Here is a 22,354-nt window from a genome sequence, read left to right on the forward strand (position 1 = left end):
GATGGAGGAGTTAAAAATGAATGAGAATCAAGATAACATTATCAAAACAAGATTATCTGAGTTTATCGAAATGAGCCTACACAACGCGCTTGCCGCTCACGATGAAATGAAAATGTATGACATGCCTCTTATGGGCATTGCTTCTGCAGACGATCCTTTCTTTCAGAAATTTCGTGAGCTCGGTATTGTCGGACCAGATTTTGTTCTTCCACAGGAATGGCTGCCGGGTGCGAAATCAGTGATTTCATATTTTCTTCCGTTCACAAAGGAAGTGTGCGATACGAACCGGGCACCGGGTCTTCCTTCTGAAGAATGGGTATCCGCCAGAATCGATGGTGAAGTTTTTAATAATGAGGTTCGATCTTTTCTGATTGAAATGTTGAAGCAAATGAGTGCCGATGCTGTTGCACCTTGTCTTGATCCCCGGTTTAAAGTTGTAAATCGAATTTCAAATTGGTCCGAACGACATGTTGCATATGCAGCTGGTCTTGGAACATTTGGACTTCATCGGGCGCTCATCACAGAAAAGGGAACAGCTGGACGTTTAGGTAGCGTGGTCACCACACTGGAGCTTACACCTACAAAGCGGATTTACAAAAGTTACGATGAGTATTGCTTATATCTCACACAGGGAAAATGTGGGGCCTGCATGCGTAGATGTCCGCCTCTTGCTATTACTGATAAAGGTAAGGATAATAAAATTTGTGAAGAATATATCGGCAGAGAAATTCTGTCAAGATTTGCCCCTCGGTATGGCTGTGCCAAATGTAGTATCAGTGTACCCTGTGAATCTAAGAATCCGGCGGTATAATTGCCTCATGTAAGGGAAATTCCATCAAAATTGGCTCCGCGGTATGGCTGCGCAAAATGCAATATCAGTGTTCCCTGTGATTGAAGAATGACGGAACTAACTGGAAGATTATTGAGTCATAATATTGACAAACCGATTATATTACCTTACACTAAAATATACACTAGTGTCTATTTTACAAGGAGGTTTATTTGATGCCACAGGTAACTGAGAAATACCTAGAAGATCGAAAAAATAGAATAGCTAAGGCAGCCGTTAACGTTTTTTTCCAAAAAGGTTATTCGAATGCCACAATGAAAGATATTATGGATGAGGCAAAAGTATCAAGGGGTGGATTATACGCGCACTTTGAAAATATTGACTCTGTTTTTATAGCTGCATTAAAATATGATGATTCTTCATCACATAACCGATTTTTAATCCCTAATCCTGATGAACCGTTATTGCCTCAAATAAAAAACTGGGTTCAAAAAATAGGAATGTCAACACAAAATAGAGAAACCTGCTTAGTACGTGCAAAATCAGAATTCTTTCTTTCACACGATGTTTCAAAAGTTCCATACTTACGAGAAAGACATGAAAAACTTGCACAAGACATTCAACTAGTCATTAAGATGGGAATTAAAACAGGTGAATTTAAAAACCGAATTGATGTAAATTCCTTTGCTGAATTACTTATTGCATTGATTGATGGCGTTATGTTGCATCATTACTATCAGTATTCTTCTAGTTTTAATCTCTTAGAAATACTAGGTCTAATAGAAAAAACGATAGAGAATTCTCTATCTTAAGGAGGCGCATATAATGTTTGAAAATAAAGTGATAAGATTACGAAAAATTTCTTTAAATGATTATTCTACCTATCATAATTGGCGTAACGATATAGAGGTTATGCAAAGTACTAGTCCACAACTCGATATATATACTTTGGAAGAAACAGAAAAATACGTCTCAGCAATAGCCACTCAATCTAATGCTAAGGGTTATATTATTGAGTATAAAGAAACTAATCAAGCAGTCGGCATCATTTCTTTGATAAATATAGATTATAAGAATCGCTCTGCTGAGTGTATTATTGATATCGGAGTAAAAGAGATGTGGGGAAAAGGAATCGGTACAGCTGCTATTTCTTTGATACTAGAGTTTGCATTTAATGAGTTAAATTTGCATCGAGTATATTTGCAAGTATTTTCGTTCAATAAAAGAGGCATAAAGCTTTATGAAAAAATGGGTTTTATACATGAAGGAGAATTACGTCAGGCACTCTATCGCAATGGAAGTTGGCATGATATTGTCATTATGAGCATTTTGAAGAATGAATATAAAGCATCTCTTGCCTAATAATTTAGATGTTTATCACTTAGTTTTTTGTGAAAACAACTAAATGATGTATTAAAAATAATCTTTTGATAGTGATATTCTATGGTAAGAATTACCTTAAAGGTTAACGACAGTTTTGAAAATAATTATCAAAGGTGCGGTCTTATTTTGTCCTACAATTTACGGATGGTATATAGCGAAACAATGAAATGGCGACTCTAAAGAAGGGAGCTAGCATGATTTATTTTACGTAATCATCTGCTTCATTTATTTTATAATAAATTACCTTGTTCTTACGAATAACCAATTCTTTATAGAGCCAACTAAAGTACATGGACAGCTATAACAGTCTGTTTGTGTGCTTTTTTATTGCCTGAAATTTTTTATAAAGCTTTTACTATTCATGCAACTGAAAGCCCTCTTATGTCGGGACTTGGTACGAAAGAGAGCAAAAAAGCCATCGCTTACTTTCTTTCACGACAGAAAGGGGGTGAGATTGATGAAACCATCTTCATTTAGGATTTTCTTTTATAAATTGATAAGGATATACTGCTGATTTAAATGCTCCAGAAAGTACTCTATGAAAATTATCTATGCTAGATTAAGATAATTCACTTAGGTCTTTTTGGTTTATAAATTATTGTAATATAGCTGGAGTTAGTGACTTAAGTTTATATACACCTAAGTATAGCTTTATGTAGTTTTTTATTACTCTTTTATAGTGTTCTTGTGTATTGTATTTACAATTTATCAGAACATATTCTTTGTACCAATAATCAAAATAATCAATGGTTGTTATATTGCTTTCATCTACAACACTACCACATATTTCATATTCATTTAAAGCGATTCTTAAAGCCTCTTGAGCTTCTTTATTAGTTTTAAAGCCTCTGTTCTCTCTTCTTTTTCTTTTACAATCAACCATTCCAAGGTTAAAATAGTAACTCCATATAGAGCCACGTTTACGAGTTCCACCTTGCATAATAACATCTCCTTTAACACACATATGTTCGCGTGAAACTAAAAAAATATATACTTAATTTAAATTAAGTCAAATTTAGGTTTTAAATATTTAGAATCAATACCTTCACAATTAGCTACAACCTGAAGAGAAAAATCTTCATACCAATTTGAAGGGCTATCGTCAATTAGTAACTCAGTAGCAAAGGTATCAGCCTCAATTTCATATTTATTAGTTGATAGAAGAGTATTTTTTCAAGAAATAGAACATTAGATTTATAGTGAAATATTGCATGGCATAATTCGTGTGCACATGTATAAAACTTATCTATATCATTTAATCTAGAATTCATATGAATAATTTTATTAGTTTATAAAGTTGAAGTTCCTATCAAAGAAGGTATAGAAATATTTAACGATAAGGCTGGAAATAGGAAATTGCAATGTGCTGAAAAAAATATTGCAGAAACTATCAAGGAATATGGATTAGAAGAGAAGTTTGCAAGGCAATTAAATGTACTAGATAGTTATACAAATTTAACGGCTACTCTAAAAAGTATCAAAGAGGATATAGAAGTTAAAAGAATAACAGGACCAAGCAATGGAACAGGAACAAATTTTAAAAGCTACTATTATTGCCACTGTAGAAGGTGCTAATGCTACTATAAATACCAAATTGAAAGCAGAGGATTTTTAAGTAATAGATAGTGGTTACAATGTAGCACAGGTTGTTAGCGAGATTAATAGGTCAGCTGAATTAATTAGAAGTACAGAAAAAGCAGAGAAAGAAAGACTCATAGCAGAGCAAAGAAGAAAAAAAGAAGAGAGAATAAGATAAGAGGAAAGAATAAAATCAGAAAAAATTGCAAAAGCTAGGTCAATTGCAGAGGAAAAGGCAAGAGTTGAAGCTATGAAAAATGGGGTCAAAAATGAAATGGTTGTAGAAAATGCAACAACTGAAATACACGAAGAAATTCAAAATTCTTCACAAATAGCTATTAAGTTTATAGCAGAGGCTGATAAGGAGAAGTTTATGGAATTAAGTAATTTTCTAAAAACAAACAACTACAAATATGGAGTTGTTGCTCAAAGAAAGGTTCAACAATATGGCTAAATTGACAGTGCTAGGTAGCAATAGCAGAGGTAACTGCTACGTCCTAAGGATAAGAAAAGAAATCCTACTCCTAGAATGTGGGGTGGCATGGACAAATATTAAAAAGGAAATAGAAAAAGAGCCTTATGATAACATTTATTGTTTAATTTCACATCATCACAAAGACCACTCAAAGGCTTATTATAAAGGGTTACCATTAGAAGTTAATGTTTATACTCCTAATCATATAAAAACCTCTTTAGGAGGGAATACAGAAAGAATAAAAGTATTAGAAACTAAAGCTATTAACAATGTCGGAGGCTTTAAAATAATGCCTTTTAAAAATTATCATAGTGAATCTAATGGAGATTATTGCCCTTGTGTTGGATATTTAATATTGCATCCAAGTATAGGGAAGATATTATTCGCTACAGATACATTCAAAATGAAATATAGGTTCAGTGATATAGATCATATTTTAATTGAATGTAACTATGCTGAGGATATTTTACTAAATGCAGAAGATAAGCAAGGTTTAGAAAGAGTTGTTAGGAGCCATATGTCTTTAGAAAACTTAAAAGAAATCTTAAAAACGTGGGATTTAACTAATACTAAAGACATTACATTGCTACATCTTAGTGAGAGAAATGGAGATAAGGACCTATTTAAAAGAGAAATTGAAGCAACCACAGGAAAGATGATTAATATAGCGGAAAAAGGGGTTGTATTAGAATGGTAAAAATCAGAACAGGTCAAAACTGGCTTAAGGCCATAGGTGATAGAGCTTTCTATAGTCCTGAATTGCAAGATTGCAAGTATTACATGTTAAAAAGCTACTTACATTCTCGAGATTTCTCGGCTGAGATATACACCTTTGAGGAGGTAGAAATTATTGATTAAGACTAGAAGGATATGCAAAACTTGTGGAATTGAAAAAAGCTTAGGAGAGTGATGAAAAAATACTCCTTATCGAAAGTCTTCCATCTCCTAATATCATCATTGTGAAAGGTATAAGAGTTTATGAATACACAGTAGAAGGCAATAGAAAGTTTATAGTTTAAGAGGAAACTACTATGATGATAGTTGAAGGCAAGATTAAAGGAAAAGCCAGACCAAGATTTTATAACGGACATGCTATGACATCGCAAGATAGTGTTAGCTATGAAAATTGGATAGGATTTTGCTACCAGCAACAAGAAGGAATGCATCTTAACGGGACTATAAAAGCAAATATAATTGTTTTTCACAAAGCACCTAAGAGTTGTACTAAAAAAGGCTAAAAGGGATTAGAGAAGACTTGGAATATCTGCAGAAAAACCTAATGCTGAAACGGATGTAATCATAATTGAGATTGGAAAATGATACATAATTTAATAAAAGGGTATACTTAAGATCATCTTTTGATACGAAAATAAATTATCAATTTCAATAATAGACATGAAATAAATCATAAAACGTTGAAAAGAGAATAATGTATAAAAACTATTTTAATATAAAAATGATTAGGTGGCATACTATAAAAGACATTACATGAAATGAGGTGCAATAATTGAAAAAGAAAAGGTTTCTAAGAAATGTTTTTTTTGTAAGCATAATTATTTTTATATTTATCATAAATGTATATACAGTGAAAGCAACTTCAAAGAACGATTGTGATGAAAATCTTGCAATATTAGTGGATATTGGTGAAGAAAAACTTTATTTAATAGACAAAGAGAAAAATATAATTTTAAAAGAATACAGTATAGCTAGTGGTAAACCAGAAACACCTTCTCCAACAGGTACATGGAAAGTAGTTAGGATGGCCAAATGGAGTGGAGGATTTGGAACTAGATGGATTGAGTTGAATGTACCTTGGGGCAAATTTGGAATTCATGGAACAAATAGACCAGGAACAATTGGTTCAGAAGCTTCCCATGGTTGTATCAGAATGTTTAATAAAAATATTGAAGAATTATATGAGTATGTAGAGTCTGGAATGATAGTAGCAATATATGCAGGTCCAAATGGACCATTCGAGGATGGATTAATAACTTTAAAGCCTGGAGATAGAGGTTCAGATATTTTAGAGGTACAAAGAAAAATGAAAGATAAAGGTTATTATCCAAAAGATTTAGATGGTATATATGGAGAGGATATGAAACGATATGTAATAAAATTTAGAAAAGACAATAATCTTGAAAATAGCCATTATATAGATAAAGAATTTTATGAAAAACTTGGAATAGAACTAATAGACTAAAATATATAACAGAGATTAATATCAATTTCTGAATATTAGACAACTCAACTAAAATTAATAAATAAAGAAAAATAAATCGGAGTAATTCTAGATAAAATGTACGGCTGTACCTCCAGACGAGGAGGGAAAATGAGAATATTATTAGTTAATGTTGATTCTAGATTTAAAATCAGTCGCTAAGGATAAAAATACTATAATATTACCTAATGGTGACTATAACAAAGATATTGAAGATATAAAAAAAGGATTGTATAATCATGATAAGGAAGAATTTGTTGTTAATGGTAGATCATACATAACTAATAATGGACACTTTTATCCTGGCAAAAGGGAAGGATTTGTTACTCTAAATAAAATTGAGTATGAAGTATTTAAGTTTTTGAAATCGACATCAGCAATATTAAGTCAGAGCATTACAAAGAATGAGCATTCGCTCTTGTAGACAAATTAAAACAAAGCTACAGGAAAATTATGGAGTATGAGGAGGGCAAAGCAAATGCGTATTGAGTATGGAAATCCCTATCGCTATATTGTTAACCAGAATTTGGCCAATCAGCCTGAAAAAACAAAGAGAGAGATTATTCTCTCAGCAATGAAAAAAGAGCAACCAGCTAAAGAAACCATGAAAGAACGGAAAAATGAGAAAGAAGGCTATCTGGAGGCAATGAATCAACAATTGAAAATTTCTAGTAAGCAGGCTAAAGCAGAAAAAGAAAAATTAAAAGTTCTGGTAACTTGTTTAGAGATTGCAAGACGGATTTCAGGGGGCGACAAAGTCCCACAGGCAGACCATCAGTATTTGATAAAACATGATTCGGCGCTTTATGCCAGGTCAATTATGATGTGTTTCCCCAAGAACAATCCTCATGAATATAAACAACTTTCTGAGGACAGTGACTGCAAAGATAAGCTGCAAGTTTGTACGGCAGATGAGGCTGGAAACTATGAAGGATTAAAGAGTACCTCGGTACATTGTGGTGGTGCCGTGTTTGATGTAAATGTGTAAGGTGCGATTTTTCATAAATCGCTATCTAAATAAAAGGATTCAACAGATTATGACCAGTTATGGGATTTATATTATTTATGTCCAGTTTGAACACTGAAGTAATAATTGATATGGAATAGTAAGCACTTACTTTTTAAATTAAGCAGTAGGTGCTTTTCTTATACCCATTTTTAGAGGTGGTAAAATGATACCAAGAAAAAATACAGCTAAGGATTTATGGCAACCAAAAAAAGAATAGAATTAATGTATAAGCATAGATTAAAACAACTCATTAAAAGAATAGGGAGATCTTTAATAGGTTTAATTACTGCTAATGAAACAATCAGAGAACTAAAGAAAATAACTAATAGTGAGGAATCTAAAAAGTAGGCTGAAAGGTTTACTGTTATTTCAAGAATATCTGTTAATATTATTATTTCATACTCACCTTTCTCGTCAGATGCTAAATATGATGGATTATTTAAAAATAACTTATCATATGTTATAATTTTGAATATAGATAAAGCGTTAAGGAGGTGGCGACTTGGCACAGCAATATACCAGAAAAATGATTCGTGAGGTATTCATAAAGATGCTGAATGAGCGTCCACTTAGCAAAATCACAGTTAAGGATATTGCTACAGCATGTGAGATTAACAGAAATACTTTTTATTATTACTACACAGATGTATATGCACTTCTGTCAGAGATCTTTCAAACAGAACTTCAGACAGTCATTGATGAATATAATGATACACTTTCCTGGGAGGAGAGTTTTATTGTGGCTGCTAAATTTGCTTTAGAAAACAAAACAGCCATTTATCATGTATATAATTCCATGCAGAGGGAAGAATTAGTGAACTATATATATAATGTATCAGGAAATGTCATGATTCGGTATGTTGAAAGAGTGAGAGATGGTATCTCAGCCTCTTCAGGAGATAAAAAGCTGATTGCCTCCTTTTATCAATGTGCCCTCACTGAAATGGTACTACGCTGGATTGCTGCTGGAATGAAGGAGGACCCGGATACTATCATCAGACGAATCGGATACCTCTTCGATGGAAACATTGAGCTATCCCTTAAGCGAAGTGCTGGTTTAAATCATGTTTAGTAAAAAGGAATAGGAGACTCCTTTTTTGTCAGACATTTTAACCTCAATGCCTAAAAATAAAGCAAATAAACTGCGGTGTTCGAATTTCGAACACCGCAGTTTATTTATCTAATGAAAAAGACACAAAAAAACTATATCATAGATTTATAGAAATCTTACAGATAATAAGTATCTACAAAATTAAGGGAGGACTTATTAATACTAGTAGAGTGAACATAGAAAAACTCTAAATGTAATGGCAAGATTTAGGAAAATATAAAAAAATAAGAAAGAGGGATATGAAATGAAAATAAAGACACATGATGATAGACTTACGCTTACAAATGGAAGTTATCATGCTTTAGTAAATGCAAGAAAGCCTGAAGGAATTGAAGATAAAAAAGCTTATTTAATTGGTACTGGAATTGGTGCTTTGGCTGCTGGTTGCTTTTTAATTCGTGATGCTCATATGGATGGTAGCAAGATTACTTTCTTAGAACAATTAGATATTCCTGGTGGATCTTTAGACGGTCAAGTTCGTCAGAATGCTGGATATGTAGCACGTGGCGGACGTGAAATGGGTCATTGTTTTGAAGTTTTATGGAGCTTATTTAGTTCATTACCATCTACAGAAGATCCTAATATGACTGTTTTAGATCATTTTTATTATACAAACTACGATGATCCAAACTTTAGCAATTGTCGTATTACTAAAAATCAAGGTGAGCGTTATGACAATGGAAAATTCAATTTGGGTCAAGACTTAGCAAAAGAATTAGCTGCTTTTGTAAATATGCCAGATGAAGAACTTGAAGATAAAGCTATTGAAGATATTTTTTCTGAAGAGCTTTTAAACACTGATTTCTGGACATATTGGAGAACAATGTTCGCTTTTGAAAACTGGCATAGTGCTTTAGAGATGAAATTATATATGAATCGTTTCATTCACCATGTTGACGGATTGCCAAATCTTTCTGCACTACAATTTTCAAAACATGATCAATACACTTCATTTGTAAAACCTATGGTTAAATATTTAGAAGACCATGGTGCTAAATTCGAATATGGAGTTACTGTTGATAATGTTGAATTCTCAATTTCAAATGATAAAAAGGTTGCAAAGAAAATAGTTGCAACAGATAAAACTGGAAAAGATATATCTATTGATTTAACAGAAAACGACTTAGTGTTTATCACTAATGGTTCTATGACTGAAAGTTCAGGATATGGTGATGACAATACTCCTGCACCATTTAATAGAGAGCCAGAAGGATGCTGGAAGTTATGGAGAAATATAGCATCTCAATCAGATGAATTTGGAAGACCAGATAAATTCTGTACACATACAGAAAAATCTAATTGGGAATCTTGTACAGTAACTTGTCATGATGAACGTGTTCCTGAGTACATTGAAAAAATCACAAAACGTTCACCATATGGCGGACGTACTGTAACAGGAGGAATAGTTTCAGCTCTTGACTCTTCATGGCTGATGAGTTGGACGATAAACCGTCAAGAACAATATTATGGACAGCCTGAAAAAGACGTTGTTGTTTGGGTATATGGTTTATTCTCTGATGTTCCAGGAGATTATATTAAGAAACCTATGAGAGATTGTACTGGTAAGGAAATCACAAAAGAATGGTTATATCATATAGGCGTTCCTACAGATGAAATTGAAGAATTAGCAGGATCATGTACTGCAGTTCCTGTTATGATGCCATTTATTACATCTATGTTTATGCCTCGTGCAGCTGGAGATCGTCCATATGTTGTACCAAAGAATGGAGTAAACTTTGCTTTCCTTGGGCAATTTGCTGAAACATTAGATGATCCAGGCCGTGATACTGTATTTACTATAGAATATTCAGGACGTACAGCTATGGAAGCAGTATATGTTTTAACTGGAGTTGAAAAAGGAGTTCCTGAGGTATTTGGTTCAAGATATGACATCCGTTATTTATTAAGCGCAGGTGTATGCTTATTAGATGGAGAAAAACCAAAACTTGATTTACCACCAATGGCTAAACGTAAAGTTTTAAAACAAGTAGCAGGAACAGACGTTGAAAAATTATTAAAAGAATATGGAATTATTTAATGACATTTATAGTTAGATAATTTGATTGAAATCCCGAATTTTAAAAAAATCGGGATTTTAATTTATATATAGTTATTATTTATATGGCTGCTTGGTATATTAATAATATAATAGAACATCATGCAAAGGAGGAAACTTCTGTGAAAGAAAAAACAGATCTAAAGCAAGGTTATATTCCTACTATAGGAGAAATGCAAAGCTGGTATGAAGATGATTTACGAAAAGAAGCCTTAAAATCATCGGAATACGAAGATAATAAAAAAATAGAAGAGCAAGGGACGTTTTTTAAAGCTTTTCGAAGACTTGAAGAGAGGGATTATGAAATTCCTCTAGATTCTAAAAGAAACAATGTTTATTACGAAAAATATAAAACTTATGTGGAAGAAGAAACGGAAAACAAGGGCAAAAAGATACAAGAAATTGAAAATTTAATTGAATATGAAAAGTTTTTTCTTCGTTGGGAAAGAAGGGTCAACAGCGAGAGTAATAATTATAGTCATTATGGCAGTAATTCAGCTACAAGATATCGAGTTGATTGCATAGAAAAATTGGAAAAAGAGTTAGAGACAATTCTAGAAAATTCTCCAGAAGCATGGGAATTTTATCATAAACGCCAATTGATAAGTGATATAGAAACCCAACATCAGCAGCGTTTGGTAACTGTACCTTATGTAGTTGAAGCAAAACAAAAAGTAATAGATTCGTTGAATTTAGGTGCTCCTGTGTATATTGTAGGACATTTGGGAAGTGGAAAAACACAATTAGCAACTGAAGCAGCCTTAGATTTTACTATTCAAAATAGAATACAAATAGAATTAGAAGATAAGATGGAGGATTGGTTTTCTAGAAATCCAAATGCCACAGAAAGTGATGCTATTGAAAAATTTGGAGAATTTAATGAAGAAAGAAAACTACACTATAAAAATATTTTAACTAATGGAAGTAAAGAGGAAATAGAATCTTTACAACCACTATTTATATCTGGCTCTCACAATTTAACTTATGAAGATATGTTTGTAGAGAAAACTTTGTCTCTCAAACACAGTTTCTCCCAAGGATCTTTTGCGGATTATCTGAACATGATTATAGGAGATTTTTATGAGTGGATGGATGAGCACAGAACTAGACTAGAGAAGATGACTGATGAAGAACAGTTACAACTTAAGATTCAAATATGGAAAAGTTTTTCTGATTTATTGGTAGCAAGTAATAGTGCTTTTGGTACTGAAATCAAAAAAATAGAAAGAGAAATTTTGATTGCAGTAAAAGAAGGCCGCCCTGTAATCGTAGATGAATTAAATACAATTGCCATGCAAAACTTAATTGCTTTAAATGATATTCTGCAACGTCATGCGGGAGATACAGCTTATGTCACAGGAGTTGGTCCTGTTTTGATTAAGCCTGGATTTGGATTTATTGGTACAGGAAACCTGTCAAGTCAAATGGTCAATTATGAAGGAACCAACGAGTTAAATCCAGCATTTAAATCACGTTTCGTGACCATTGAATATAACTATGTACCTCAAAAGACAATTGGTTCCTTAGAAGACCAAGAGTTCCCAGAAAGAAATGAACTTTTTAGAATAATAATAGCACGATTAGCTGATAAAAATGGAAATATCCATCTTCCTAATTCCAAAAGAGCATTAGAAGAATTGTTTAGATTTTCTCAATTGTGCAGAGTTACTCAAAATGTTTTTATAGGTAAATGGAAAGATGACGAAGCTCAAAAAGATTGCGGAATGGATGAACTAGAGCTAAGGGAGTCTGTATTATCAATTCGTAATATTTTGCACGTTTTAAATAATTGGAATGGAGGAGAAGAAAAAGACCTAAGCAAAGCTTTGTGGGATGGCTTTATTAGTTCAATCACTTATCCTGATGACCAAAACTATATTCTCTCACAGGCAGTACGTTTTGGGTTTTTTCCTATGGGAGAAGGATGGAAGGTTGAGTCAAAAGGTATAGGAGAAGCAACTACAACATATGACGAAATTCGTACTCGTCCATATAACTATGTCCGACCATTAACAGAAACTTTAAGCTATCTAGATGTAGTTCATCTGATATTTGGGAAAGGAACTCGGAGAAAAACTTTACCAAAAGGACTAAAAGAAACTTTTGAAGCTGCTATTGATGATTCATCGCGAATTGATGCGGCAGAGTATCAAAAGCTAGACCAACAATTATCTCACTTAGAGCATTCAAAAGATTTACTCGAATACTTAGAAGGTAATGGAGAAGAAAAATGAAAATAAATTTGTCGGTAGACGAAAAGGATTTTAGGAGCCAAGTTAAAGAGCTAAGAGAAAAGCTGAATGAATGCCAAAGAAATGGAATTTTAGATGATGGCTTTAAAGAACAATTAAACAAACTTTTAAAAATAGAAGAAGAGTTATTGACTAATTTAATTCCATATTATCGGGTTTATGCAAATGATATTAAGAAGACTTCAATGAGTATAAATCCGATAAAGCAATTGGGAGCTTTTAGTTTTGATAGTTTTTTACAAACTGAATTGAGGATTAATAAAAACCTTTTTATTACAAGTAATATAGATAGAAAAGTTCAATTTTTTTATATAGATGTTGTAGATGATTTTTCTGATCATAATCAAATTGAAGGAGAGTGGAGTCATCCTATTAAAGAAATAAAAGAGACAATTTCATTTATGTACAAATTAAATGACAAAGAAATTTTGCTCTTAGGAGTAAGAGGAGGATGCTATTTAATTTCAAGTGATAATTTTGATAAGCTGCCTAATGTTAATGGAGAGATTAAAGTTAAAAGGGTTCAAACAAATCATGATTTTAATGGATTTGGAAGATGTTTAGCAATTAGAGATGGTTTACTTGTAGTGGAAAATGGAGATGAAAAGCTAAATTTATTTGAAATAATAAAAGAAAATGATGAATATTGTTTGCTTTTTCATAAAGATATATATTGCACTATTCCAAATTGGACTGTACTAGAAAAAATGAATGACGATTATTTTGTAGTTGGAACAAAGACGGGAGAATTATATTTTATTAAATATGATAACAAACAATTTACTATTACAGAAAAAATTAATTTTCTAAATGATGAGATAAGGCAAATTAGATGGTTAGAGGATGAAAATGGTAATAAGGATTCCCTTATAGTGGCAGGCAATAAAGGGCATCTTAAGATATTTCCTTTATATGAAGACTCAAAAAATATAAAAATAGAATTGAATGATTTAAAAGGTAATTTGTTTGATGTTCAATCTAAAAGTGGTACAGCTATAGTTTTAAGTGAAGATGGAATCATATACTTACTTGAAGAAAATTTTGGAAATTGGTATCTGAATGAAGATGTAACGATTAAAGATATATTTTTTACTAATGTCCTTAAATTAGATGTTTCAAAATATCTGCTGATGGATATAGAAGGTAAATTAAATCTGCTACACATTGATCGAATTGATACACCAAAAGACTTGTGGAATCTGCCGCTGTATTAATAGGAGGAATGAGTATGTTTAACTTTGATGAACAAACACTAATTGAAGAATCTAAAAAACATTGCGAAGAATTTCTACAAAAAGAACAACGCTCATTAGCCACATTTACAGGGGATTCTAGTTTGATGTATATTCCTGATTCAAAACTACAAAGATTTATATTAAATCCTTCCAAAGGAGTTTTGTACTTACCCTTGGAAAGTTTTCTAGATAGAAAGTTAGATGACAATCAAATCATGTGGCATATCTATTATGAGCTAGCTTTATATTCTGATTGGAAAAAACAAACTAAAAAATATTTGAATAGAAAAAAAGATTGGCAGAAAGAAACTGATCACATGACAAGTTATATTATGGCTAGGATAAAAAAAGAAGGATTGGAAAATGACCGTGCATATAAGCCTAAAATTATTTCTAATTATGTAAGAAAAGAAATTTTTGATTTGTTACATCTATTGGATAAACAGGCATCATTTCTAAGAGTTTTGCAGATGTGCCCTATATATAGGGATGAAGAAAACTTTAAAAAAATTGTTTCATATATGAAAAAAACAGGTAAGACTATTGAGTCAATTTCTCAAATGCCTAGGCATAGAGCTTTTTCAAATAGCTTTTTTATTATTGAATTATATAAAATAGAGCCTAAAATTGAAGAATGTGTTGAAAATCCCTTTGATAGAAAAATTTTTAATCAGCCTTTTTTTGATTTTATTCATTATCAATTAATTAGACAGATAAATAATGATCAAGGAATTAGAGAGAGAGATCCATTCATTCGTTCCTTTATCTATCCAACTTTTGAGCAGTTATGGAAACAAGAAATTGATGAAATGATGTTTTATAAATCAAAAGGACAGAAAGAAGAGCAGGTTAAAGGAAGTGAAAATCATTTTGAACAGTCAAAGTCAGATGAGATGCCAGATTCACTAGAATCTACTCAAGAAGAAGTAGAAAAGATTTTAGAAGAAATGATGCATCAGCAAGATCAAATAAGTGAGAGTATACAAAATGCCATGCAAGGCAAGGTAGATTTAGAGACCTATGGGATTAGCCAATCAGATCAAGAATTGTTTGAATTTTATTCAAATAAAATGAAATTAGAAAGAGAACAAATGCGTCAATTTTGGAAAAAGTTAATAGGGGACGCAAAAAAAGAAGTAAGCGTAAAAAAAGATGGCCAAATAAAGGGAAAACTAGATGTGGATAGTTTTATTAGTTTTTATCCAGATTTTGTAGAAGCTGAAAAAAAGGCAAATTATAAAAATCTTCCAATTTTCAATAGATACTTACTAGAGACTCGAGCAGATATATTGCCTGAAAGAATAGAGATTTCCTTTGTGATAGATAATTCAGGATCAATGAATCCGTCAAAAATTGAGGCAGCTAGAAAAGCTTTGGCAGTGACCTTGCTGTCTATAGATGATTTTAATAGATATTTGAAAAGTAATGCAGAGCAATTGAATCAGAAAGTAGAAGTTTTAAGCGAAACTTGGTTTTTTGGCAGTAAGTATTATAATGTTAAAGAATTTAATGATAAAAATGTGAGTGAAAAAGAGAAAAGCGATATAATTCGCTCAATCGTAAAGCTAAATGCAACAGATGGGGCAACAGATGATGCAAGCTGCCTTAGGGAAATATCTAATAAAATTACGCCCATACAGGAAAGTCAACTTAAGAAAGGGAAACAAATAAAGATAGTCTTTGAAGTTACAGATGGTGCATCAAGTTTTCCAGGATCATCAAAAGAAGCTGTACAAGAATTATTATCTAAAAATGTTGAGGTCTATGCATTTCAAATAGGAAAAAATAGCGAAACAAATGAAAAAATCTTTAACTTCGTATGGAATGAAGGATATAAACAACCACATGGAGTAATGATTGGAGAACAAGTAGAAAAACTACCAGAAGAACTGATAAAGGCAGTAAGAAAAAATATGCAGTCTATTTTTAATAATTAGTTGAGCAAGCGTAAAATCCAACTCGCATGTTAATCCATCAATTTATAAGAGATAATATCTCCAAAGTCACTTTTGGGAACATATTTTTACCGAACAATTTTGGACATGGTAAAATAAATTAGACACAAATTTAAGAGAAAAACTTAACTTTGTGTCTACTTTTTGTTGACAGTTCCAAACACAGCCTCTTTTCTGTGTCTATATGTTTACTCTCTCTGGTCTAGAGAATGGGTTGGTTCTCAAACTGGGTTTTGGGGAAAATATATTTCTACAAAATATTCGTGTTCCATACTTTTATGAAGTAGCGCAAACTTGTATTTTACTAATAGGGTAGAACCATGCAAGCCAAAATGACGGCATAATTTATACAGATATTCCATTAAATTCTTTTTTATACCCCAGAACATAATATTGGCATAATGGCCTGTTACATGATGTTGAGCCACAACGTTATGTTCAGCTGCAAACATAAATTGCTTTTGAAGTATAGTTGTATTTATTGTACCGCTAGGAAATGAGAAACCAATTACCTCATCATTCTCTACTATTTTTCCATCCAGATTACCATGATAGAAAGCCCATTGCTCCAAAGATTCTATCCCTTCTGTTTGCTGTGATTTAGCGTCTTCCTGCAGTAATGTTCCCAAATCTATTCTATAGATGGTAATATCAATTTCTTTACAAACTGAAGCAGTAGAAAATGTGTGATCGTTTTTAAATCTAGAAATAGTCGTAAGCATCTCTAACATATCCTTAGCATATTGATCAAGTTGATTTAATAACCTTTTTTCTTCGTTTATACGTTCCTTTTGTTCTTTTACCATTGATAGATATCCATCAATACTTTCCGAATCTATTTTTTCTTTCATTTGATCTAGGGGTATTTTTATATATTTTCCAACTAAAATCATTTCTAGGATATCAAGATGTTCTAAGGAATAGTAGCGATAATCATTTTGAGAATCAACAATTGGCTTTAACAATCCCTTTCGGTCGTAGTGACGTAAAGTATCAAGTGATACACCATACAATTTACTTACTTGTCCAATCCGTAGTAATCCCTGCATTTTATCCTCCTTAAAAAAATTTAACAACAGCCATTGACCATTGAGCAACTCAATGGTTTATTTTAAGTATAGTAACTGAAAAAATCTAATTTGTAAAGGGGCAATATGCTTATGGACAATGTTTATATTGAGAAGTATCAAAATACCGATTTCAGAGATGTAATTGCTTTATTAGTACAATCTTTTAAAAGCAAGTTTTGCCAACATCAAAAGCTAAGCAATAATGATATAGAAAATATTTTATACACCTCTTGGCATCTCAAAGCGGATGATCCCGCGTATCTTCATTTTGTAGCTAAACAAAATGAAAAGGTAGTTGGCGTAATTCTAATACGTCGTAGAAAAACAGAAAATACAAATGAAAACATTCCTATTATATCGCTATGTAAACGATATGGTGTCTACAATATTATAATGATGTGTACCAAAATGGCACTGTTAGAAGCTCACAAACTAAATGAAGGAGAATGCTATATAGAACATATTGCGGTTGATGGAACATGTCGTGGAAAAGGAATTGGCATGTTACTTCTTCAGTATGGAGAGCAGGCATTATTAGATAGAGGATATACATCCTATACATTGGCAGTTGCGGGGGCGAATCCTGCAAAACACCTTTATTGTAGATTTGGTTTTGAGGATGTAAAAAAGACAAAAAGCCGCTTAAAGGGATACTTTGTTGGAGAATCTCGATGGACTATAATGCAGAAGGCTTATAGTCATGAGTAGTGGTAAAGAAAGATATTAAGAAAAAAGTAAAAAATACTGCGGTTTGTTATGCCTAGTTTGGTAAGGTTTGTTGAAAATAAGTAAAACAGTGATTTTTCTTAAAATGGTGGCATATATATTTATGTATGTAATAAAAATGGAGCACATCATAAGATTCTCAGACCTAGATATTCAAATGTTTTGTAAGTGGTAAGATATAAGAATCATTTCAGCTAGTAAATTATAATTTCTAGCAAGTGTAAATAGTGATATGGTTTAGCACTATAAAAATGAAGGAGGAGAATATGTGTATATCTATGATTTAAACACCATAAATCTCTTAGATAAAAGAATGGATGATAGTGGAGAGGATAGTATTAAATCCTTTTTTTATCAACTATCCAAAGCCAATGAGAAAGAAGCTCTAAACTTAATTAATGATGAAAACTTGCATTTTACTTCACTTTTTGTGCTTAAACATGAAATTGAAGAACTAAAGCTTTTTCAGAAGTTAAATATACGAAATAGAATTGCTTTGAGAATTACAAGTGAAATATTATTAAGTAAAAAGAATATTTCAGATGTTGAATATCTTTCCTTCGGCGATATACAAGCAGTTCATTCTGTTTTAAAGTGGATGCTAGAAACAGGGTGCAATAAAGATGGATTGAATGATCAATATGATGAAGTTTTAGATATAACTGCAATATTCCTAATAAAAATATATAGGGATAAAACGGTACTGCCGATAATATCAGAAATGATTTTTAGGAGATATAAACAAGGATTACTAATACATGATTTAGCTTGGGCTTTTTTTGAATCACGCGATCCTAGAAGTTTAAGCATTATTTCAGAAAGATTACAATCAAAAGAGTTGAAAGATGTTGAATTAGCACAGGAGCTTTTGAGTTTTGTGCCAGGCATAGGTATACGAGAAAACGTAGATATCAAAAAACAATACCTGTCTTTTCTTGATTGGTTCGGAAAAAATAATCTGTTTCTGCGCTTCACAGGGGAAAGCTTTCAACAAACCAAAAACCCTGTAATTTATAGGGTAGTTTTAGAAGCAAAGTATTTATGTGAACCGATATCAATTGACACAGGGAAAATATTAAGAACTTTAAGCGAAAAAGAGTTTAAATTGATAGATGAGTTTAAAAGTTTAGATAAGAATACTCAAAAATTACTTTCAGAGTTTTCTGTTATGTTACATCATAATAACATATGTAAGTGGCAGGAGTGGCTAGAGTATCCAATAGAGGAACAAATAAAATTTGCTAGAATAGGAGGAATACGATGAGTATAATTTCAGGTAATATAGTTACCAGAGATAAAATTGTTGCTGAGTATCCACCAAATAGCCTTGAAAGAAAGATTGTCGAGCAGTTAGCATCAAGTAAAGATGTTTATAGATATGACTCATTAAATCAATTAAATTTTGCCATAAAACTACGAGCAAATATTGTTGGAGCAGCTAGGGAATTAGATGGAAATGATATGAGCTTTACAACCTTCCGTGAATCAAAATGTAATACAGATTACTGGCAGCGTACTGATGAAGGTGGTTTTTTATTAAAAGAAGGTGTAAAGCCATCTGATGCTATAAAGGATATCTTTATTAATAGTTCAGAATATGGCACTGAATGTGCCACTGCAATAGTTATTATTTATTATAGGGCACTTGTTAACATACTTCCTGAAGAACTTTTTAATGAAATGTTTCCAAGTATATATTTATTAGATTGGCAATATATAAATGAAAACCTTTATATAGAACAATATGACAATGTAACAGAGTTCCTCCCTGGAGATTGTCAATATTTTAAAAATCCTGATGTAAACCCGGCAACACCTGAATGGCAGGGAGAAAATGTTATTAATTTAGGTAATGGAACTTATTTTGGTCATGGTATAGGTATAAAAAGTGCTAATGGAATAATAAGAGCATTAAATGAGAATAGGAAAAGAGGAGCTACAGAATCGGCTTTTTTAACAGACTCTGCAACGCGGTTAAATTCTAAGCAAATATTTGATAAATATGATAGTTTTATTTCTACAATGCAAATAAAGAGGTGTAGAGATATTCATAGAAGCTATCGAAACAATATATATTATTGAAAAGAAACAATAAGTTAGCCAAGTCCAGGATGTATCATAAGTATCCATCTTTATTTATATTAATATATTTTAATTTCAAATTACAGGATAAGCCTCATATCGAAACTGTTGTGAGGCTAGTAAATGTAACTAAACAATAAACCTCTACCTTTTATAAAAAAGAATTGACTTAGGTTAAATAAAGTTTTGATTTCACGGCTCACAGACTTTGTCTGTGAGCTTTTTAATAATGAAAAAGGAAAAGTATAGATGATCTAGCTTGATATATAAATATTTACAAAGAGAAATAGTTATATATCAAACTATTTGTATATAGAAATTCTGAATTGAAACAAAAAATAGTCACCAAGCCTACTTAGAATGCCATAATCTTCAAAATAGGCACTAATAAATAAATTTGATGAATAATTTGGGTTAATTAATAATAAAGAAGAGGTTCAAAAATAAAGAGAAAAAGAAATTGAGCATTTACTTGATAAAATATGGGTTAAAATGCTTTTGATAAATTATATTGACATAATAATAAACAAATGCTATTCTTATTAAGAATTTAATAATAGAATATAGTATCTTATCAAGAGAGGCTGAGGGACTGGCCCTATGAAGCCCGGCAACCAAAGGTAGTTATTTTAAACTTTATGGTGCTAAATCCAGCAGGATTAACCTGGAAGATAAGAATCGGAAGAACATAACTTCTTGCATTATCTTTTAGGTAAGGCAGGAAGTTTTTTTATTTCCAGATAATCCATTTAAGGTATCTTCAAAAAATAAATAAGTCAGAATACTCGTCAATTTTGTGTTACACTGCGTCAACAAAACCCTTAGATAGTGCTACTATCTAAGGAACCTGTTTCCTTGTCTAACTCAAAATATACTTNNTCTTTGACTTATTATTTATTTTTAGATGCCTAAGATCACTAAATCTTATATAAAGAATTAAAGTATTAATTAAACTAAGGAGGAAGAAATGAAAGATAACTTGAAAAAGGGCAGTGCTATTGCTTTGTTACCATTATTTATTTTTATAGTAGTTTTTATGGGGATATCTTTAGTTACAAAGGATTTTTATGCTATGCCTGTAACTGTACCATTTTTATTAGCGGCATTGGTAGCATTATTTATGAATAGAGAAGTATCACTAGATAAAAAGTTAGATGTATTCTGCAAGGGAGCAGGAGAACCCAACATTATTTTAATGTGTCTTATATTTATACTGGCAGGGGCTTTTGCAGAAGTTGCTAAAACTATGGGGGCTGTAGAATCTACTGTTAATTTAGGACTAACATTTTTACCAAGTAACATACTAGTATCAGGGGTTTTTATAATTGCATGTTTTATAGCAATATCTATAGGTACATCCATGGGAACAATAGTAGCATTAGTTCCTATAGCTACTGGAATTGCGGCTAAGACAGGTATACCTATAGCTTTAGTGGTTGGAGCTGTTGTTAGTGGAGCAATGTTTGGGGACAACCTTTCTATGATCTCTGATACCACTATAGCAGCTACGAGGACTCAAGGCTGTGAGATGAGAGATAAATTTAGAATGAATTTTATAGTTGTATTGCCAGCAGCAATAATAACAACTTTAATATTTACTTTTATAACACTGGGACAAGACTCTAAGGTAGTAGCAGATTATTCATATAGTTTAGTTAAAGTTTTACCTTATGTAGGAGTATTACTAGGGGCTCTTTTAGGGGTTAATGTGTTAGTGGTGCTAGTTGGTGGAATCTTATTTGCAGGAAGCATAGGAATATTTACGGGGGCATTTGATATAATAGGTCTATTGCAGGCTATAGGCAAAGGAATTGGTGGAATGTCTGAGCTTGTAATAATTTCAATCATAATTGGGGGAATGGTTGAAATTATAAAATTCAATGGGGGAATTGAGTTTATACTAGGATTTATTAAAAAAAGAGTTAACAGTAAAATAGGAGCAGAAGTTGGAATTGCCACATTAGTTAGTTTAGTTGATATATGTACAGCTAACAACACTATAGCTATAGTTACTGTAGGACCTATTGCTAAAGATATATCGAATCAATATGATATTGAACCTAAAAGAGTAGCGGGTATATTAGATATGTTTTCTTGTGTGGCTCAAGGAATTATTCCTTATGGTGCTCAGCTTTTATCAGCATCAGCATTAGCTAAATTGTCACCATTTAGCATAATGAAATATCTTTATTACCCATATTTAATGGGGATAAGTGCACTTATAGCAATTGTATTTATACCTTACTTAAAACTAAAAATCAAACAGAAGCTATAAAAGTATTAAAATTTGAAAATATCACTGATTAATGGCTAGATTTTATGCTAGTGATGAATATATTGTTGAATGTATAAATTTATAAAGACATCAATAATACAATATTTTTATAATTATAGAAATAAGCTTAAGGTAAACC

24 protein-coding genes and 1 riboswitch are annotated in these 22,354 nt (G+C 31.9%); of the genes, 21 read left to right on the forward strand and 3 right to left on the reverse strand.

The window, feature by feature from the left end; translation table 11 throughout:
* The first annotated feature begins 16 nt into the window (after positions 1-16).
* The 3 genes from B3W71_RS16800 (at position 17) to B3W71_RS16810 (ending at position 2,152) form a co-directional block, all read left to right on the forward strand.
* Positions 17-811, forward strand: coding sequence for an epoxyqueuosine reductase (locus B3W71_RS16800; RefSeq protein ID WP_346890088.1), 795 nt, complete (start codon positions 17-19; stop codon positions 809-811).
* Positions 812-1,005: 194 nt separating this feature from the next.
* Positions 1,006-1,602 (forward strand): TetR/AcrR family transcriptional regulator, encoded by a 597-nt coding sequence (locus B3W71_RS16805; protein ID WP_346890089.1) that lies wholly within the window; start codon positions 1,006-1,008, stop codon positions 1,600-1,602.
* A gap of 13 nt (positions 1,603-1,615) precedes the next feature.
* A complete protein-coding gene (locus tag B3W71_RS16810) occupies positions 1,616-2,152 on the forward strand; it encodes a GNAT family protein (RefSeq protein WP_346890090.1) in 537 nt (178 codons plus the stop codon).
* A gap of 616 nt (positions 2,153-2,768) precedes the next feature.
* On the opposite strand, the gene B3W71_RS16815 is transcribed toward B3W71_RS16810, so the two are convergent.
* Both B3W71_RS16815 and B3W71_RS19325 read right to left on the reverse strand, forming a co-directional pair.
* Positions 2,769-3,113 (reverse strand): Arm DNA-binding domain-containing protein, encoded by a 345-nt coding sequence (locus B3W71_RS16815; RefSeq protein WP_346890091.1) that lies wholly within the window; start codon positions 3,111-3,113, stop codon positions 2,769-2,771.
* A gap of 166 nt (positions 3,114-3,279) precedes the next feature.
* Positions 3,280-3,444 (reverse strand): hypothetical protein, encoded by a 165-nt coding sequence (locus tag B3W71_RS19325; RefSeq protein WP_414632045.1) that lies wholly within the window; start codon positions 3,442-3,444, stop codon positions 3,280-3,282.
* 37 nt (positions 3,445-3,481) lie between these two features.
* Between B3W71_RS19325 and B3W71_RS16820 the strand changes: the two genes are divergently transcribed.
* The 14 genes from B3W71_RS16820 (at position 3,482) to B3W71_RS16885 (ending at position 16,044) form a co-directional block, all read left to right on the forward strand.
* Positions 3,482-3,748, forward strand: coding sequence for a DUF1351 domain-containing protein (locus B3W71_RS16820; protein WP_346890150.1), 267 nt, complete (start codon positions 3,482-3,484; stop codon positions 3,746-3,748).
* A gap of 253 nt (positions 3,749-4,001) precedes the next feature.
* Complete coding sequence (locus B3W71_RS16825) at positions 4,002-4,205, forward strand: hypothetical protein (RefSeq protein WP_346890092.1); 204 nt, start codon at positions 4,002-4,004, stop codon at positions 4,203-4,205.
* Positions 4,198-4,923, forward strand: a complete 726-nt coding sequence (locus tag B3W71_RS16830) for an MBL fold metallo-hydrolase (protein WP_346890093.1) — start codon at positions 4,198-4,200, stop codon at positions 4,921-4,923. Before B3W71_RS16825 ends, B3W71_RS16830 begins: the two co-directional genes overlap by 8 nt.
* The gene (locus B3W71_RS16835; RefSeq protein WP_346890094.1) at positions 4,917-5,084 is read left to right on the forward strand and encodes a hypothetical protein; all 168 of its coding nucleotides are present in this window, start codon (positions 4,917-4,919) and stop codon (positions 5,082-5,084) included. The genes B3W71_RS16830 and B3W71_RS16835 overlap by 7 nt, the downstream gene beginning before the upstream one ends.
* A gap of 176 nt (positions 5,085-5,260) precedes the next feature.
* The gene (locus B3W71_RS16840; protein WP_346890095.1) at positions 5,261-5,464 is read left to right on the forward strand and encodes a RusA family crossover junction endodeoxyribonuclease; all 204 of its coding nucleotides are present in this window, start codon (positions 5,261-5,263) and stop codon (positions 5,462-5,464) included.
* A gap of 269 nt (positions 5,465-5,733) precedes the next feature.
* Positions 5,734-6,426 (forward strand): L,D-transpeptidase family protein, encoded by a 693-nt coding sequence (locus B3W71_RS16845; RefSeq protein ID WP_346890096.1) that lies wholly within the window; start codon positions 5,734-5,736, stop codon positions 6,424-6,426.
* Between the two features lie 148 nt (positions 6,427-6,574).
* Complete coding sequence (locus tag B3W71_RS16850; protein ID WP_346890097.1) at positions 6,575-6,868, forward strand: hypothetical protein; 294 nt, start codon at positions 6,575-6,577, stop codon at positions 6,866-6,868.
* Between the two features lie 54 nt (positions 6,869-6,922).
* Complete coding sequence (locus tag B3W71_RS16855; RefSeq protein WP_346890098.1) at positions 6,923-7,432, forward strand: hypothetical protein; 510 nt, start codon at positions 6,923-6,925, stop codon at positions 7,430-7,432.
* Positions 7,433-7,648: 216 nt separating this feature from the next.
* Positions 7,649-7,801, forward strand: coding sequence for a hypothetical protein (locus B3W71_RS16860; protein WP_346890099.1), 153 nt, complete (start codon positions 7,649-7,651; stop codon positions 7,799-7,801).
* A 154-nt stretch (positions 7,802-7,955) separates the two neighbouring features.
* Positions 7,956-8,525: a TetR/AcrR family transcriptional regulator C-terminal domain-containing protein gene (locus B3W71_RS16865; protein WP_346890100.1), complete on the forward strand. Its 570-nt coding sequence runs from the start codon at positions 7,956-7,958 to the stop codon at positions 8,523-8,525.
* Positions 8,526-8,808: 283 nt separating this feature from the next.
* Positions 8,809-10,602: an oleate hydratase gene (locus B3W71_RS16870; protein WP_346890101.1), complete on the forward strand. Its 1,794-nt coding sequence runs from the start codon at positions 8,809-8,811 to the stop codon at positions 10,600-10,602.
* A gap of 140 nt (positions 10,603-10,742) precedes the next feature.
* Entirely contained in the window at positions 10,743-12,854 is a 2,112-nt protein-coding gene (locus tag B3W71_RS16875) for a hypothetical protein (protein ID WP_346890102.1), read from the forward strand.
* On the forward strand, positions 12,851-14,086 hold the full coding sequence (locus B3W71_RS16880; protein WP_346890103.1) for a hypothetical protein: 1,236 nt from the start codon (positions 12,851-12,853) through the stop codon (positions 14,084-14,086). Before B3W71_RS16875 ends, B3W71_RS16880 begins: the two co-directional genes overlap by 4 nt.
* A gap of 14 nt (positions 14,087-14,100) precedes the next feature.
* A complete protein-coding gene (locus B3W71_RS16885; RefSeq protein WP_346890104.1) occupies positions 14,101-16,044 on the forward strand; it encodes a vWA domain-containing protein in 1,944 nt (647 codons plus the stop codon).
* Between the two features lie 239 nt (positions 16,045-16,283).
* On the opposite strand, the gene B3W71_RS16890 is transcribed toward B3W71_RS16885, so the two are convergent.
* Positions 16,284-17,111, reverse strand: a complete 828-nt coding sequence (locus B3W71_RS16890; RefSeq protein WP_346890105.1) for a MerR family DNA-binding transcriptional regulator — start codon at positions 17,109-17,111, stop codon at positions 16,284-16,286.
* Between the two features lie 111 nt (positions 17,112-17,222).
* Between B3W71_RS16890 and B3W71_RS16895 the strand changes: the two genes are divergently transcribed.
* The 4 genes from B3W71_RS16895 (at position 17,223) to B3W71_RS16910 (ending at position 22,215) form a co-directional block, all read left to right on the forward strand.
* Positions 17,223-17,840, forward strand: coding sequence for a GNAT family N-acetyltransferase (locus B3W71_RS16895; RefSeq protein ID WP_346890106.1), 618 nt, complete (start codon positions 17,223-17,225; stop codon positions 17,838-17,840).
* Positions 17,841-18,126: 286 nt separating this feature from the next.
* A complete protein-coding gene (locus tag B3W71_RS16900; protein WP_346890107.1) occupies positions 18,127-19,122 on the forward strand; it encodes a hypothetical protein in 996 nt (331 codons plus the stop codon).
* Positions 19,119-19,940, forward strand: a complete 822-nt coding sequence (locus B3W71_RS16905) for a protein-glutamine gamma-glutamyltransferase (RefSeq protein WP_346890108.1) — start codon at positions 19,119-19,121, stop codon at positions 19,938-19,940. Before B3W71_RS16900 ends, B3W71_RS16905 begins: the two co-directional genes overlap by 4 nt.
* Positions 19,941-20,508: 568 nt before the next feature.
* Positions 20,509-20,618, forward strand: a riboswitch (SAM riboswitch).
* 289 nt (positions 20,619-20,907) lie between these two features.
* Complete coding sequence (locus tag B3W71_RS16910) at positions 20,908-22,215, forward strand: Na+/H+ antiporter NhaC family protein (RefSeq protein ID WP_346890109.1); 1,308 nt, start codon at positions 20,908-20,910, stop codon at positions 22,213-22,215.
* Positions 22,216-22,354 lie beyond the last annotated feature (139 nt).

It is taken from the genome of Clostridium sp. UBA1056 (genome assembly GCA_002316385.1).
Taxonomy (GTDB): Bacteria; Bacillota; Clostridia; order Clostridiales; family Clostridiaceae; genus Clostridium_J.

Bases quoted from the DNA above. Each gene is read 5' to 3' on its own strand.
- B3W71_RS16800 (WP_346890088.1), top strand. From the start codon at position 17: ATGAATGAGAATCAAGATAACATTATCAAAACAAGATTATCTGAGTTT.
- B3W71_RS16805 (WP_346890089.1), top strand. From the start codon at position 1,006: ATGCCACAGGTAACTGAGAAATACCTAGAAGATCGAAAAAATAGAATA.
- B3W71_RS16810 (WP_346890090.1), top strand. From the start codon at position 1,616: ATGTTTGAAAATAAAGTGATAAGATTACGAAAAATTTCTTTAAATGAT.
- B3W71_RS16815 (WP_346890091.1), bottom strand. From the start codon at position 3,113: ATGCAAGGTGGAACTCGTAAACGTGGCTCTATATGGAGTTACTATTTT.
- B3W71_RS19325 (WP_414632045.1), bottom strand. From the start codon at position 3,444: ATGAATTCTAGATTAAATGATATAGATAAGTTTTATACATGTGCACAC.
- B3W71_RS16825 (WP_346890092.1), top strand. From the start codon at position 4,002: ATGAAAAATGGGGTCAAAAATGAAATGGTTGTAGAAAATGCAACAACT.
- B3W71_RS16830 (WP_346890093.1), top strand. From the start codon at position 4,198: ATGGCTAAATTGACAGTGCTAGGTAGCAATAGCAGAGGTAACTGCTAC.
- B3W71_RS16835 (WP_346890094.1), top strand. From the start codon at position 4,917: ATGGTAAAAATCAGAACAGGTCAAAACTGGCTTAAGGCCATAGGTGAT.
- B3W71_RS16840 (WP_346890095.1), top strand. From the start codon at position 5,261: ATGATAGTTGAAGGCAAGATTAAAGGAAAAGCCAGACCAAGATTTTAT.
- B3W71_RS16850 (WP_346890097.1), top strand. From the start codon at position 6,575: ATGTTGATTCTAGATTTAAAATCAGTCGCTAAGGATAAAAATACTATA.
- B3W71_RS16855 (WP_346890098.1), top strand. From the start codon at position 6,923: ATGCGTATTGAGTATGGAAATCCCTATCGCTATATTGTTAACCAGAAT.
- B3W71_RS16860 (WP_346890099.1), top strand. From the start codon at position 7,649: ATGGCAACCAAAAAAAGAATAGAATTAATGTATAAGCATAGATTAAAA.
- B3W71_RS16870 (WP_346890101.1), top strand. From the start codon at position 8,809: ATGAAAATAAAGACACATGATGATAGACTTACGCTTACAAATGGAAGT.
- B3W71_RS16880 (WP_346890103.1), top strand. From the start codon at position 12,851: ATGAAAATAAATTTGTCGGTAGACGAAAAGGATTTTAGGAGCCAAGTT.
- B3W71_RS16885 (WP_346890104.1), top strand. From the start codon at position 14,101: ATGTTTAACTTTGATGAACAAACACTAATTGAAGAATCTAAAAAACAT.
- B3W71_RS16890 (WP_346890105.1), bottom strand. From the start codon at position 17,111: ATGCAGGGATTACTACGGATTGGACAAGTAAGTAAATTGTATGGTGTA.
- B3W71_RS16895 (WP_346890106.1), top strand. From the start codon at position 17,223: ATGGACAATGTTTATATTGAGAAGTATCAAAATACCGATTTCAGAGAT.
- B3W71_RS16905 (WP_346890108.1), top strand. From the start codon at position 19,119: ATGAGTATAATTTCAGGTAATATAGTTACCAGAGATAAAATTGTTGCT.
- B3W71_RS16910 (WP_346890109.1), top strand. From the start codon at position 20,908: ATGAAAGATAACTTGAAAAAGGGCAGTGCTATTGCTTTGTTACCATTA.